This window comes from Polynucleobacter sp. JS-Polo-80-F4 (assembly GCF_018881965.1).
In the GTDB taxonomy this organism is placed as follows: Bacteria; Pseudomonadota; Gammaproteobacteria; order Burkholderiales; family Burkholderiaceae; genus Polynucleobacter.
Map to the genome: position 1 here is coordinate 1,174,517 of NZ_JACVPI010000001.1, position 14,092 is coordinate 1,188,608.

17 protein-coding genes are annotated in these 14,092 nt (G+C 44.7%); 8 read left to right on the forward strand and 9 right to left on the reverse strand.

Annotated elements, in window-relative coordinates; genetic code table 11:
- Positions 1-43: 43 nt before the first annotated feature.
- Positions 44-865 (reverse strand): sulfite exporter TauE/SafE family protein, encoded by an 822-nt coding sequence (locus ICN20_RS06045; RefSeq protein ID WP_216238802.1) that lies wholly within the window; start codon positions 863-865, stop codon positions 44-46.
- 90 nt (positions 866-955) lie between these two features.
- Here ICN20_RS06045 and ICN20_RS06050 point away from each other — a divergent pair, with 90 nt between their 5' ends.
- The 4 genes from ICN20_RS06050 to ICN20_RS06065 all read left to right on the forward strand — a co-directional run bounded on the left by ICN20_RS06050 (position 956) and on the right by ICN20_RS06065 (position 2,990).
- Positions 956-1,828 carry an MBL fold metallo-hydrolase gene (locus tag ICN20_RS06050; protein ID WP_216860191.1) on the forward strand — a complete coding sequence of 291 codons (873 nt, stop codon included), beginning with the start codon at positions 956-958 and terminating at the stop codon, positions 1,826-1,828.
- 1 nt (position 1,829) lies between these two features.
- Complete coding sequence (locus ICN20_RS06055; RefSeq protein WP_216238805.1) at positions 1,830-2,141, forward strand: metalloregulator ArsR/SmtB family transcription factor; 312 nt, start codon at positions 1,830-1,832, stop codon at positions 2,139-2,141.
- Positions 2,142-2,186: 45 nt separating this feature from the next.
- The gene (locus tag ICN20_RS06060) at positions 2,187-2,399 is read left to right on the forward strand and encodes a DUF2892 domain-containing protein (protein ID WP_216238807.1); all 213 of its coding nucleotides are present in this window, start codon (positions 2,187-2,189) and stop codon (positions 2,397-2,399) included.
- A gap of 72 nt (positions 2,400-2,471) precedes the next feature.
- Positions 2,472-2,990 carry a DUF6803 family protein gene (locus tag ICN20_RS06065; protein ID WP_216238809.1) on the forward strand — a complete coding sequence of 173 codons (519 nt, stop codon included), beginning with the start codon at positions 2,472-2,474 and terminating at the stop codon, positions 2,988-2,990.
- Here ICN20_RS06065 and ICN20_RS06070 read toward each other — a convergent pair.
- The 5 genes from ICN20_RS06070 to ICN20_RS06090 are packed head-to-tail and all read right to left on the reverse strand — an operon-like array spanning position 2,987 to position 5,916.
- Complete coding sequence (locus ICN20_RS06070) at positions 2,987-3,412, reverse strand: hypothetical protein (RefSeq protein WP_216238811.1); 426 nt, start codon at positions 3,410-3,412, stop codon at positions 2,987-2,989. The two genes, ICN20_RS06065 and ICN20_RS06070, sit on opposite strands and share 4 nt — an antisense overlap.
- Positions 3,409-4,230 carry an FAD:protein FMN transferase gene (locus tag ICN20_RS06075; RefSeq protein ID WP_216238814.1) on the reverse strand — a complete coding sequence of 274 codons (822 nt, stop codon included), beginning with the start codon at positions 4,228-4,230 and terminating at the stop codon, positions 3,409-3,411. Before ICN20_RS06075 ends, ICN20_RS06070 begins: the two co-directional genes overlap by 4 nt.
- A complete protein-coding gene (locus tag ICN20_RS06080) occupies positions 4,227-4,802 on the reverse strand; it encodes an FMN-binding protein (RefSeq protein ID WP_255534668.1) in 576 nt (191 codons plus the stop codon). Before ICN20_RS06080 ends, ICN20_RS06075 begins: the two co-directional genes overlap by 4 nt.
- A gap of 6 nt (positions 4,803-4,808) precedes the next feature.
- Positions 4,809-4,988, reverse strand: a complete 180-nt coding sequence (locus ICN20_RS06085; RefSeq protein ID WP_216238816.1) for a hypothetical protein — start codon at positions 4,986-4,988, stop codon at positions 4,809-4,811.
- Positions 4,989-5,007: 19 nt separating this feature from the next.
- Entirely contained in the window at positions 5,008-5,916 is a 909-nt protein-coding gene (locus ICN20_RS06090) for a DUF6662 family protein (protein WP_216238818.1), read from the reverse strand.
- 157 nt (positions 5,917-6,073) lie between these two features.
- On the opposite strand from ICN20_RS06090, the gene ICN20_RS06095 reads away from it, so the two are divergent.
- The gene (locus ICN20_RS06095; RefSeq protein ID WP_215359302.1) at positions 6,074-6,316 is read left to right on the forward strand and encodes a DUF3820 family protein; all 243 of its coding nucleotides are present in this window, start codon (positions 6,074-6,076) and stop codon (positions 6,314-6,316) included.
- Here the strand turns inward: ICN20_RS06095 and ICN20_RS06100 are convergent.
- Positions 6,308-7,333, reverse strand: coding sequence for a DNA/RNA non-specific endonuclease (locus tag ICN20_RS06100; protein WP_216238822.1), 1,026 nt, complete (start codon positions 7,331-7,333; stop codon positions 6,308-6,310). The genes ICN20_RS06095 and ICN20_RS06100 overlap by 9 nt on opposite strands.
- Before the next feature lie 539 nt (positions 7,334-7,872).
- Here ICN20_RS06100 and ICN20_RS06105 point away from each other — a divergent pair.
- Positions 7,873-8,832 carry a transglycosylase SLT domain-containing protein gene (locus ICN20_RS06105; protein WP_255534669.1) on the forward strand — a complete coding sequence of 320 codons (960 nt, stop codon included), beginning with the start codon at positions 7,873-7,875 and terminating at the stop codon, positions 8,830-8,832.
- Positions 8,833-8,910: 78 nt separating this feature from the next.
- Here the strand turns inward: ICN20_RS06105 and ICN20_RS06110 are convergent, their stop codons facing one another.
- A complete protein-coding gene (locus ICN20_RS06110; RefSeq protein WP_215362092.1) occupies positions 8,911-9,258 on the reverse strand; it encodes an FKBP-type peptidyl-prolyl cis-trans isomerase in 348 nt (115 codons plus the stop codon).
- An 87-nt stretch (positions 9,259-9,345) separates the two neighbouring features.
- Here ICN20_RS06110 and ICN20_RS06115 point away from each other — a divergent pair, with 87 nt between their 5' ends.
- The gene (locus tag ICN20_RS06115) at positions 9,346-10,362 is read left to right on the forward strand and encodes a DUF6352 family protein (RefSeq protein WP_216238824.1); all 1,017 of its coding nucleotides are present in this window, start codon (positions 9,346-9,348) and stop codon (positions 10,360-10,362) included.
- On the opposite strand, the gene ICN20_RS06120 is transcribed toward ICN20_RS06115, so the two are convergent.
- A complete protein-coding gene (locus ICN20_RS06120; protein ID WP_216238825.1) occupies positions 10,359-11,555 on the reverse strand; it encodes an MFS transporter in 1,197 nt (398 codons plus the stop codon). The genes ICN20_RS06115 and ICN20_RS06120 overlap by 4 nt on opposite strands.
- Before the next feature lie 235 nt (positions 11,556-11,790).
- On the opposite strand from ICN20_RS06120, the gene ICN20_RS06125 reads away from it, so the two are divergent.
- Positions 11,791-14,025, forward strand: a complete 2,235-nt coding sequence (locus ICN20_RS06125) for an NADP-dependent isocitrate dehydrogenase (RefSeq protein ID WP_216238827.1) — start codon at positions 11,791-11,793, stop codon at positions 14,023-14,025.
- The last annotated feature ends 67 nt before the right edge of the window (positions 14,026-14,092 follow it).

Genomic DNA, 14,092 nt, shown 5'->3' on the forward strand with positions numbered 1-14,092 from the left:
ATGATGAATGCAAAAATATAGATAAAAGATGCCAATGGCCTTCTCATAGACTATTGACGCCTTTGAGAATTAGGCTGATAGCCACCACAAACGTTAGTATGGAAAAAATTTGCTGCAATCTAGGGCCGCTGAGTTTTTTACCAAATCCCCTGCCAATCAGTAGGCCAAGCAAGGCGCCTAATGCAAAAGGCGCTGCAATTACGAGATCAAGATTTCCGGTGATGGCTGAGAAAAGAGTGCCGCCACCCGCAATAATGGCAAGCACGCCCAATGAAGTAGCCACTATCGATTTCACTGGTAAATCGGTATAGCGCTTAAGTGCAGGAACAATTACAAAGCCTCCACCTACACCCAAGAGTCCGGATAGAAGACCTGCTAGTCCACCAGAAAACATGAGTGCTCTAGCGCAGGGAATATTCCAGGATAACTTTCCCCTGGAAGAATCAAGTAAGCATGGTGGTGGAGGCTTTCCTTCAAAATCAGGTATGCCATGAATTTCTTTATATGCTTGCCGATAAAGCCGAATGGAAACGTAGAACAGTGTGCAGCTAAAAAGAATTAACAGCGGAGCATTTGGAATGCGTTGCGATGCCCACAAGCCTATTGGAGAAAGTATCAATCCAAACATCGCCATAAATCCTGCGGCTTTATACCGAAGAATCTTATTTTTTAGTCCTAATAGGGCGCCAACCCCTGCGGAGAGTGCAATTGCTGAGAGAGAAATTGGAGCTGCTTCAGCTACCGGTAAATGCAGGATGAACACCAGCAAAGGAACTGACAGGATCCCGCCGCCAGCGCCGGTTAGGCCCATTAATAGGCCTACAAAAAGACCTAAGCAGGGGCTGATGAAGATTGAATAGTCCATTGCAATTAATTTTATATTAAGATAATATATAAATAAATATATTAATTACTCTTTTCAAGCGTAACTGCGATATTGTCAGGAAAGATTGCCATGAAATCAGATATTCAAGCCAATGTTAAGGCCTTTTTTGATCCAGAAACCTGGACTTTTACCTATGTCGTTTATGCAGGTAAGCAAAGCCCATGCATAGTGATTGATTCAGTGATGAACTATGACCCAAAATCAGGTCGAACCTTAACAAAATCTGCTGATGAAGTAATTGGTTTTATACAAAGCGAGCAATTGCAGCTAACTTGGGTTTTAGAAACCCATGCGCACGCAGACCACCTAACGGCAGCACCCTACATTCAAAGCAAGCTAGGCGGCAAGATTGTTATTGGAGATCACATCACTAGTGTTCAGAATGTTTTTAAAGGGGTCTTTAATCTAGATGATCAGTTTGCTGTTAACGGATCTCAATTTGATTATTTATTGAAAGATGGCGAATCTCTTGCATTTGGAGGCCTCTCCTTAAAAGCGCTGTATGTACCAGGACATACTCCTGCTTGTATGGCTTATGAGATTGGCAATGCCTTATTTGTTGGGGATACTCTATTTATGCCTGATGTTGGCACAGCGCGGTGCGACTTTCCTGGGGGTAGTGCTCAGACTTTATATAAGTCTATTCAGAAAGTATTAGCTTACCCTGATGAGACGAAGCTGTATATGTGCCATGACTATCCGCCTACAGATCGCCCTGCGGCCTATTGCACAACAGTTGGCGAAGAGAAAAAGTCTAATATCCATGTGCACGAGGGTATTGGTGAAGAGCAATTTGTACAAATGCGAAATAAAAGAGATGCCACCTTAGATATGCCCAATCTCATACTGCCATCGATTCAGGTCAATATTCGCGCAGGTCATCTTCCTGCGCCAGAGGCCAATGGCACATCATATTTAAAAATTCCGTTGAATGCTCTTTAATATGACTATTACAAAATCTGAACTGAAAAAAATGCAGGCTTCAGCAGCCGATGCCTGTAAGCTCATGAAAGTCTTATCCAATAGTGACCGCATGATGCTGTTATGCGAAATCGGCCAAGGTGAGAAATGCGTCAGTGAATTGGAGGATGCTTTAGATTTGCATCAACCTACTTTATCCCAGCAGCTAACAGTCCTGCGTAAGGAAAAGTTAGTAAAGACACGCAGATCAGGTAAGCAAATTTACTATTCTCTAGCTAGTGAGGTAGCCGTAGCCGTGATGAGCTTGCTCTACAAATACTATTGCAAAAGGTAATCGTTAAACCACATCAAAGTCTTTTTTTACCAAAAGGAGTTCAATATGAAATGCAATGTCGGCGGTATTGACCGGATTCTCAGAATTGCTGTAGGCGCATTATTGGTTGGCCTGGCTGCAAACGGTGTCGTGGGTTGGTGGGGTTGGCTTGGCCTCATTCCACTTGCAACAGGATTATTTCGTTTTTGCCCTGCCTATCCTTTATTGGGAATTAATTCGTGTGGAAGCGCTTCCAATAAAGACTCTTGCTGCAAGTAATCCTGAAATGGATTTAAGGGGTATGTGCTTAATGTGTATACCCTCTATTTTTGGCTACTTTAGGAATTCAACATGAACATGACCCATTACATGCAGTTATTGTCAGAGAACCAGCCTTGGAATCTCATGATCTTTATGGCGATTCCGATTGTGCTTGCTGAAACTTTAGCAATTACAGAGCTCTATATTTTATTTACCAGAAAATTTCATGGTTTTGGGTGGAGTCTTAACCGCTTCGCAGGTGCGGCGGTTGGTATTTACTTCATTGGAGTTATTGGCTATCTCTTGTTTACTGCGGTTATTCCTATCACCCAGGCAGGAGAGTGGAGAACAGTAATTGATGTGGTGGCAGTGGGGTCTTATTTAATTGGTGGATTGCCATTGATCTGGATTGCCTTGCAAGAAATGGGTTTCGTGAACAAGCAATTGGATCAAGAAGGTAAGCTCAAGATTCATGCAATCTGCGTTGCACTATTTTTAGTCTTTGGACACGTTGCGATGATTAGTGGAATGCTTGATCCGGGATTGCTTGGCTATCAGGATGGCATCCATGCGGTTGATGCACCAATGTCCTCTAGCCATGGGCACTAATGACGATGGCTATTTACACGTAGCTTAGTAAATGCGTGAAATATAAAAATGGTAAAAAATAGGAGGCCCACTATCCAGTGGGTATCTATCACTCCATCTCTTATCTCTTCAGGGCCGTAATACAGCAGAGCCCCGGAAATAAGTAGTACAGCAAGAAAACCCAGTTGACTAAAGCCGCTCCACCACTGCTTCTTGGACTTGTAGCCCGCCTTAATATGAAAGGGCAGTACTGAGCCAATAGCCAAGGTAGCTAGCATTGCCGCAATTCCATGGGCTACCAAGATACTATGCGTACCAAGAGCCGATCTTTGAATTTGGAATTGATGGCCTAGTAAGTACATCAGGCCTGTAAAGGAGCAAGTCATCAGGCCGCAAATGACAAATGTTCTTTGCCAGTTGGGCATCTTTCCAAGGCGGCTCATGCTGTAATCCTTAGTGCTTTTGCCGAGAAACGACTAAAGCAGGGGTGATGCTCATTATTGGATAAAGCCAAAACCTTAGTTAGTGCATCTGCATAAACACATTCTTTTGCAAGAATGGAGAATGATCCCGAAATCTCGGCATGAACTTCAGAACCATGCTGAGCTAGGGGGTTGATGATGTGACTCTTCTGGTTGTCTCGTTTTGCAAAGTAAAGACTACTAGTAGCAATAGCGCCATCTTTCAATGAGCCAACTTCAATTAACCCCTCAGGTATCTCGGGGTGGCGAATTTGAATGGGAAATGAGGTGCTTCCGAATACCCGCATGTCTCCACCAGCATTGACTGAACCAGATGTGATGCCCTCTGATATTAATACTCTTACTGCCATATCTACGGCAAACCCTTTAGCAATTCCACCAAGATCTAGACAAACCGGACGGTCAGACAGAATGAGGTCAGGCGCCAAGAAGTGAATATCTTCAATACCGCCGAGATCATGATTGGTGAAGGTAATGTGTTGCGGCAATAGCCCCGCAGCAACTAGGCGGTAACCGATTCCACAGTTAAATAAACCATCAGATTCAATATGAACCTCCTTTGCAATTTGGATAACTTGCGCAGTCCATGGATGAATTTCAACTGCTTCTGAGTGGGCGCGTTGATTAATTTGGCTAAGTTCACTTTGAGGGTTATGAAATCCCATAAGGTCATGAACATTTTGAATGGCTGCAAAGGCATTATCAATAGCCTCTTGCCCAACATCTTGATCTATAGAGATCTCAACAAAGGTTCCAAGGAGGGGTTTGCACCGAATCATTTTGCTTTAGATATCTGGGCTTGGGCCGCTGATGAGGAGATATTCTTCAGGGCCAAGTCATATAGAACCGTTATCCGCTTCACCCCATCAGTGAGATGCTTGCAAGATAGGGTGGCGCCGCCAATGTTCTGAATATCTTGATTGAGCTTAATAGGGTCGTTTGCTGTCTTGCCTACAAACTGTTTACGCCATTGTGCTTCTGCTACTTCATAGCCATAAGACTCAACGTATTCCAAAACTTCTATTCCAGCAACACTACCGTTGGGGTTGATGGCAACGGCATAGGTAATCATTTCATGCTTACCGACGACCTCGTCAATTACTAGCCAGCTACCATCAGATGCTTTCCAAATCCGATCCCCTTGAAAGGGGTGCCGGATGCTAGATGCGGAGCGCATCTTATCTTGTAGATCATCTGTAATGATGATGGGATTTTTTGTGAGTGTTTTGTTGGGGAAAAGAATTTTTTGTACCTGCTCAGCAGAAACATATATTTTTGCATGCGCAATGATGGGCACGCTAATCATGGCTATGCCAATAAGCGCTAAGGGGTTAGGTTTCCAGATCATCATTTCAATTTAGGTGGCAAGTAATTCGTTGGCTTCATTACATAGCGTTTGGATATCGGGGTTGATGTCTTTAAGGTTAGAGAGTGTTTCAAACATCATTAATGCTCTCTCCTTGGCTGTTTGGCATTGGGTGGCTTGAAACTTCAACAAGTGACTCAGGGCCGCAACTAATAGATTCTGTGTTTCCATAAGCTCTTTCATTTATTTTTCAGTTAAGAGGAAAACCAACTTTGACAATGAATTCATTTACTGAATGGCTATCCCAAACGCGTGCGTTAGAGCATTCCGCCTCACCGCCACCCATACAGGTTCCGCCGGCAAGTTGATAACGCCATGCGCCTGTTACCCACCAGTCCTTAGCTGCGTAGTGCATATTGGGGCCTACAAAAGTAGCTCTTTGCACTTGATTACGTAAGTTCAACTCTGAATAATCGTTATGAAAGCGCGCCTCTACGCCAGCGGACCATTTGGGAGCAAACCGATAGCTTGCGCCAACTAGGAAATCCAACATCGATTCTGGTACGTTTCCATTCTCGATAAACTTCAAGCGTTCGTTCGCAACCACAACGTTGCCTGCCAAAATCAAGCGGTCATCGATAAAATTCGATTGCAGCAATAATCTGGCTTCTAATTCATCTTTATTTCTACCCCATGTTGGCTCGAGATACAGTCCCACACCTACTGGCGAAGTGACTGGATTGGTGATGCGATAGATAGCCTCTAGAGAGCCACCTTCGATCCCACTTTTTTTATAGGCAGTCGATGGATCATGCGAGGAGGGAACTCCATACCCACCGGTACACGTTGGCGAGTCCCCGCATGCCTCAGGGTTTGTGTAATTTTGATTGGCGCTTGTGTAGTAAGAGTTGATATATCCAGCTATCTGCAAGTCATTAGTTAGTCCGTATTCCAACTCTGTTCTAGCAGTCCATGCATCGTAAGTTCCAGCCGCTTGTTGTTTATTCAGCTGCAGGCGCTGCTCAAACTCCAACTTACCCTTAGGCTGCAAATCAAGGGTGTATATCCAGCCAAATGCTCCCTCACCAGCGTGAGCAAAAGAACAATGCAGGGTGGCTACTAATAAAAGGCTAAATGCGAGAAGTCTATTAATGGTCAATTTCTTGGTCTCTTAAGGTTAATGGTTAAAAATCTAAATGAGAACGGTTCTCAATATATCATTAAATGAGAATGATTCTCAAATAGATAAATGACCATTACCAAGAAAATGGTGAAATCTTTAGGCCTATTCCGCTTTGCTTGTAAGATTCCCCCCAATGAACGCTGAGTCCTTGGAAAAATTGGTTTTAATGAAGATGCCCTTTGGGAAGCATGCGGGCCGAGCATTAGCTGATTTGCCTGGAAACTACCTGGCGTGGTTTGCTCGCGAAGGTTTCCCTAAGGGCGAGCTTGGTGAGTTATTGGAATTAATGCACACCCTAGACCACAATGGCCTACGTGGACTGTTAGCCCCAATACAAAGGGCTCATGGCTTGCAGGCCAAGTCTAAATTACTTTGAGCGAACGATCAGCGTAACGCGATTGCGTTCGTAAGTTGCGGTTGATGATTCTGGTGGACTGCTTTGCGTTAGGCTGGGTTGTAGCTTGGTTTGCGATTCTACTTGTGCTGCAATCTGCTTTGCCAAGGCTTCATTACGGTCATATTGAACTTGGATGCTTGCTACCTTGCCTGACTTGATATTGTTGATGACATCATTTAGCTTACTTGGGACATATTCATCAAAAAATACGGGATACCATCCACCAAGTAATTGCTTCTGACTCTTTATTTTTATGGGTTCTGACGCTATTAGGGATGGTTTGTTGGAATTGCGATCCACCGGCAAATGAAAATCTATCCCCGTTTTTTGTACCAACTCTGAATAAGAGATTGGTGGACTCATTCTGGCTTCATTGGTATTTTCGACCCAATAAGCCCAAGCTTCATTTTTATTGGGGTCATAAACCAGCTTATATAGATAGCTAGGAATAGTGACTTGTCCACGTCCAATGCTCCCGCTATTTCCAACCGACCCAGTAAATACGTAAACATCACCAGCAGCTCTTTTGACATAAGCTCTAGTGGGTTCCTCGACATTCTTGGCCCAGATGCCCTGATTATTCTGTCTTGCTTGGGGCATCATGTTGGCCAAAGAAAATGATTGGGCCATAGAGCGTTCATTGTTCATATCTCCAGCTGGAGCGTTATGACCTCGGTCATACCCGCTGCCACGGTAATCTGAAAGTAGAGCTCTTTCAGAGAAGGGTAGCCTAGCTTCTTCGTAGAACTGGTTGGTTCTGCGAGGGTGTGGAGCGGAAAGCCCCTCTTTATTGAGTTTCTCAACTGTATAGATCGGTTTCTTATCCCGCGGGGAGTAGTAGATCGCAAAACTATCAAAGCAAAGATCACGTCCAACTTGAGATGTGACTGGTATTTGCTGAGTTGGAAATAAATCCTTGCATTCCTCAAACGCAGCAAGAGCGTTGCAAGCAGCGGAGACCGCTACAAGGGCAAGAAGGTTGCGAAGGAATTTCATGGGTTATCAGTGTATGACCTCTGCTTTAGATTTCCTCATCTTTTTATCGTGGACTAGCTACAGAGCTAATAAGAATCGTGCCCCTCACCCTTTTTTCTAGGGGTAAGAATCTATTTTTCAACGCAAAGCCTTTGTTAAATAGCGCCTCTTAATAACTTTGGACTTGCTACTACCCCTAGAAAATCTCAGGAGTCAAAGCACTAGATGTATGGTTTTTGAAGCTAAATTTTTGGTCTAAAACGTAAAAAAGTCCTTTTTCAGCCAATTTTTTATAGAGTGAAATTAGTGTATCCTAACTTCTATAAGTGATTGATTTAATTGATTTATATATGATTTTTAGGGGGCATCTTCGGGATCTCCCGGATTTCTAGATCAATAAGTTATGGGTTTGATATTCCTTATTCTTGACTTGATATAAGAAACTTCTTAGGATGACCCATGTTTTTAAGATATTGCAATGCAGCATAAAACGATAGTCTCGTTTTTTGAGGTCTTGCAAACAATGAATGAGTAAATGTTTAACTAACAATTTGAGCGATATGCAGAACACGCAGCCAACGATGTTGACTGCCAAACAACTGCTAGCGCATGCCATGGCTCCAGTCTATCGAGTCATTAATGGCCTTCTCGTTGTTACCGTATTTATGGTCGTAGGTCTCTGGCTCTCAGGTAACGGCACCAATGCCGGTCCTTTTGACCTAGCCCGCATCCTGGTGCCTGATGAAGCTCGTCACATGGTTTGGAGCAATGGCTTTGGCATGCTCAACCAATATAAAGATTCCAATGAAGCAGTGGCTGCTCAAGTTGCCGATACTGAAATTGCTGCAGTTATCTATGGCAAATCAAAAGCGCAAGCTGCTACCGGCTTGGCAAGCGCTAAACAGCAAACAGTTGCTCTGTTAATGCCTTCTGTAGCGCAAATGCAGGTGAAGTCTATTTCTCATTTGTCTGATCGTATCCCGGTCTCGAAGATGGATCCCCAAGCTTTGGATAGTAATTTGATGGGCTCTATTCAAAATCAACGTGCTGTTGCTGACTTTTTCGAAAAGAAGTACAGCTTAGATCGCGCCAAGATTGAAGAGTATGTTTCAAACACGATCTTGATTGCTAAAGAAGTCAATATTGATCCAGTGCTTTTATTGGCAGTGATCTCAGTTGAATCTAATTTCAATCCAAACACGAAGAGCCATGCAGGTGCCGAAGGTCTCATGCAGGTAATGACTTCAGTGCACAAAGACAAGTATGCAATCTTTGGTGGAACTTCTGAAGCTGCTAAACCTGAAGTGAATATTCGGGTTGGCGCCTACATTCTTAAATACCTCATTGCTACTGCAGGCTCATTGCGTAACGGCTTGAAGTACTACGTTGGTGCTGCCAATGCTGAGGATGATGGTGGTTATGCTGACAAGGTCATGGCTGAAAGAAATCGTCTTATCGGCTTATGTCAAAATCGCTCGCCCAATCGCCTAACTCTAAATGGCAAGGATTTGCGCTCCTAAGAAGTTGGATCATTACTAAATCGCAGCATAAAAAAGCCACCCTCAGGTGGCTTTTGCTTTACTGCTATATCCGAATGCTTAGTTAACGCCGTGTAACTCCACATCAAATACCAGAGTGGCATTTGGAGGAATCACGCCGCCAGCACCGCGTGGACCATAGCCCATTTCAGAAGGGATGATCAGAGTACGTTTACCACCAATTTTCATGCCCGCTACGCCTTCGTCCCAGCCCTTAATCACATGTCCAGCGCCCAAAGGGAAGCTAAACAATTGACCGCGATCCAATGAGCTATCAAACTTCTGGCCTTTGTGGTCAGCAGCCTTCTCGTCAAAGAGCCAGCCGGTGTAATGTACGTCCACATGGTTGCCTGCGGCAGCTTCTTTACCCTCGCCTACAACGGTGTCTATTTTTTTGAGTTCACTCATGATGTTTTCCTATTTCACGCAAATTGAGCGGCTAGTATATTCTGAGCTTTGTAAATTATCTTGGTAGCCTTGATTTAGCTAAAACGTATGACAAATTATTGGACTAACTCTGCATATAGCACTCTGGAAATCAGTCCCGATCATCAGCTGTTGGTGACAGATGACTTTTTGCGGACGTATATGGAGAGGCCTGAGCTAGCGCTAGTACCTGAATCTTGCCCTGTTGAGCGCTCATTGCATCAGCGTCTGACCCAAAATCCTCGAGCTGAAGTGCTTGAAAATGATATTGCTGGAATGGCTGATGAGGATATTCAGGAGAACTATCGTGTTTGGCTGCGTTATCGGACGCGCCTATTGGCCTCAAGCTCTTTAGAAAGCTTTTATATGAGCTTGTTTAAGGGTGAAGGTGTCGATGTCCCGCCTTTATTTATTGCGCAGCTCGCACAGATTTTTATAAGACATATTCTGGGCGATCTTGCTCATCCATTAGAAGTGCGTATGGGCGAACTCTTTTTTAGAACTCAGAAAATCAGCGTTATCGAAGACGGTATCGTGATGGGTGCAGATGAAGAGGCTATTACACGCAATGCACAGGCCAGTGATACGGGCAACATCATGGATTTGCTGAAAGGCAAATCCATGACCATGCGTTCAGCCGATCTAGATGTCATTCATGAAGATAATGCAGAAACGTACTGGACTCGAAATGAAGATTTTGATTTAGCGGTCCAATTAAATTTTGGGCATGAGCCTATTAATTATTTTTGCCGTGCCTTAGAGAAGTGGGTCAAGCACTTCCTAGGTGTTAGCGTCCGCATTACACCGATGCAGCAAATTACTGACCCTAAGTGGTCGTGGCATGTTGGCTTGGATGCAGCAGCTACAGAAATATTGAATAAGCTCTATAACAAAGAGCTAGTTGAAGCTGACGAATTGCAAAAAGTAATTTGTTTATTCCGCCTGGACTTTATTGATGAGGCTGCTGTAGCCAAGACTCAGGCCGGCAAGCCGGTGTATATGGCTATTGCCATGAATGATCAACAGCAGTTGAAGTTAAAGCCCCAAAATCTATTATTTAACTTGCCGCTTGCAAAAACTTCTTAAGCTTTAGCCCGCAACATTTTGCGCTGTTGGGCGAGCCAGTAAATTGCTAGTCCGCTAACGACCACGGGAATGAGTGATCCCCAGTTGAGGATGTTCCAGCCCTGAGAGGTGATGAGGGCTCCTGAACCGAAAGAAGTGAAGGCCATCGTGCCAAAGACACAGAAGTTGATGACAGCCTGGGCTTTATCACGTTCGTTAGGTTGATATGCAGTCATTGCCAAAGAGGTGGCGCCTGTAAATAAAAAGTTCCAACCGACACCAAGCAAAAATAAAGCGATGAAGAATTGATGAAGATCCGTTCCGGTCAGCGCAATGGCAATGCAGATAAAGTTCAGCAGAACTCCGGTGCCCATAATTTTCAGGACCCCAAATCTCTGAATGAGAGATCCTGTAAAAAATCCAGGGGCAAACATACCTATGACATGCCATTCCAAAACTAATGCAGTGTCAGAAAATGGTAGCCCGCAAATTTGCATCGCCAAAGGGGTGGCAGCCATGAGAAGGTTCATGACGCCATAGCCCAATGCTGCGCCAATGATGGCAACCATGAAAGCAGGTTGTCGGAGGATGACCTTCAGAGGGCGTCCATCCGTCAGCGCATGCTGGGTCTTAAATTCTTGTGGGAAGTGAATGAACTGCATCACGAAGATACCAATGAACCCAGCGATGGATAGCGTTAGGTAGGCTCCAAGAAAAGCAGTGTCAAAGAGGTCTCGGGTCCACGATGCGAGATTGGGTCCAATAACGGCGCCAAGAATGCCGCCAGCCAAAACCCAAGAAACTGCTTTATCTCGTTGACTGACATCTGTTAACTCTGCAGCAGCGAAGCGATAGAGCTGGCCATTAGCGCTGTAATAGCCGGCAATAAACGTACCTAAGACCAATAGCCAAAAGTTCCTACTAACGGCGGCATAAGCGCACAACAGCGCTGACAGCATTGCTATGAGCAAGCCGAATTGGAAGGAAATCTTGCGCCCAAAGTAGTTTTGGGACTTGGCCACAATCGAGGTAGAAAACGCTCCGCCCACTACATAGCCCATAACGGGTAGGGTGGCCATCCAGCTTACCGGCGCTAGGCTAAGACCCACCAAGCCATTAATAGCGATAAAAGTGACATTATTGGTTAGGAATAGCCCCTGACAAATGATCAGCAGCACCAGGTTTTTATTGAGTAATGGATGCTTGCTGGTCATGCCTTGCAGTTTACGGCGAATTTATAGCCTCTGCTGCCTCGGTGGATTCCCTTAAATTGCCCCATATCGGGCGCTTTCGGGTGCAAAACCGCCATTTTTGCCAAGTCCGATGATTTAAAATAGATGTCTCGCCTCATTGGCAAAAGTGCGCTAAAAGCGACTTGCTCGGTGTGGATTTGAGGGCGACAGGGTAAAAACCTGACTCTGTAATTTTTTCAATATTGAGGAAACATTCATGGCTTCAGAGAAATCAAAGATTATTTATACGCTGACAGATGAGGCGCCGCTTTTGGCAACTTGTGCATTTCTGCCAATCATTCGTACTTTTACGGCACCTGCTGGCGTAGAGATTGTGACGAGCGACATTTCTGTTGCTGCTCGTATCTTGGCTGAGTTTTCTGATTGCCTTACCCCTGAGCAACAAGTGCCCGACAACTTAGGTGCCCTTGGCAAGATGACTTTATTGCCTGACACCAACATTATTAAGTTACCTAACATTAGCGCCTCTGTTCCTCAGCTGCTCGCAGCAATTAAAGAGTTGCAAGTTAAAGGCTACAAGATTCCAAATTTCCCTGAAGATCCAAAAACAGACGAAGAAAAGTCTATTCGCGCTCGTTACTCTAAGTGCTTGGGTAGCTCAGTGAATCCAGTATTGCGTGAAGGTAACTCTGACCGTCGTGCCCCTCCTGCAGTAAAACGTTACGCTCGTAAAAATCCACACTCCATGGGCGAGTGGAGCCAGGCCTCGCGTACACACGTATCTCATATGCATGGTGGCGACTTCTACTCTAGTGAGAAGTCAATGACTATGACTAAAGCTTGTGATGTGAAGATGGATTTAGTAACTCAGAGCGGCAAGACCATTGTCCTCAAGCCAAAAGTCTCTTTACTGGCCGGTGAAATTATCGACAGCATGAATATGAGCAAAAAAGCACTTTGCGAGTTCTATGAAAAAGAAATCGAAGATGCTTACAAGACTGGCATGATGTTGTCCTTGCACGTGAAGGCAACGATGATGAAAGTGTCTCACCCAATCGTGTTCGGTCACGCGGTGAAGATCTTCTATAAAGACGCTTTTGAAAAGCATGCCAAGTTGTTTGAAGAGCTAGGCGTCAATGCCAACAATGGTATGAGCAGCCTGTATGAAAAGATTAAAACTTTGCCAGAATCCAAGCGCGAAGAAATCATTCAAGATTTGCATGCTTGCCATGAGCATCGCCCAGCATTAGCGATGGTGGACTCTGCTAAAGGCATTACTAACCTCCATTCTCCAAGCGATGTGATCGTGGATGCTTCTATGCCTGCGATGATTCGTGTTGGCGGCAAGATGTGGGGCGCGGATGGTCGCTTGCATGACACCAAGGCCGTGATTCCAGAAAGTACATTTGCCCGCATCTATCAAGAAATGATTAATTTCTGCAAGACGCACGGTAACTTTGATCCAACAACGATGGGTACAGTGCCTAATGTGGGTTTGATGGCTCAACAGGCTGAAGAGTATGGTTCACACGATAAGACTTTTGAGATTCCTGAAGCTGGTGTAGCCCGTATTGTTGCTGACGATGGCACGGTATTGCTTGAGCAAAACGTTGAAGAGGGTGACATCTGGCGTATGTGTCAGTGTAAAGATGCGCCAATTCGTGACTGGGTGAAGTTGGCCGTGAATCGTGCGCGCCTCTCAAATACTCCGGCCGTGTTCTGGCTTGATGAGTACCGCCCACATGAAGCAGAGTTGATTAAGAAGGTGAATACCTACCTTAAAGACTATGACCTTAAAGGCGTAGATATTCAGATCATGTCTCAGACACGTGCAATGCGTTACACCTTAGAGCGTGTGATTCGTGGCAAGGACACTATTTCTGTGACCGGTAATATTTTGCGTGACTACCTCACTGACTTGTTCCCAATTATGGAATTAGGAACCAGTGCGAAGATGTTATCTATCGTGCCTTTGATGGCTGGTGGCGGCTTGTTTGAAACTGGTGCAGGCGGTTCTGCTCCTAAGCACGTTCAGCAGTTGGTTGAAGAGAACCATTTGCGCTGGGATTCACTGGGTGAGTTCTTGGCACTCGCTGTTTCTCTTGAGGATATCGGCGATAAGACTGGTAACAACAAGGTAAAAATCTTGGCACGTACTTTGGATGAAGCGACCGGTAAATTGTTAGACAACAATAAGTCACCATCACCGCGTACTGGTGAACTGGATAACCGTGGTAGCCAGTTCTACTTGGCAATGTACTGGGCCGAGGCATTGGCAGCTCAATCTGAAGATAAAGAATTGCAAGCCTTCTTTGCTCCTTTGGCTAAAACTTTAATTGAGAATGAGAAGAAAATTGCTGATGAGCTCAAGGCAGTTCAAGGTAAGCCAGCAGATATCGGCGGTTATTTTGTTGCTGATTCAGAGAAGTGCAAAGCGATAATGCGTCCTAGCACTACTTTCAATGCAGCTTTGAAGGCAGCAAGAGCGTAATAGGTATAAGCGATAAGTACCTAATTTTATCAATTAGGTTTAGCATCAAAAGGCAAACTTCCGAGTT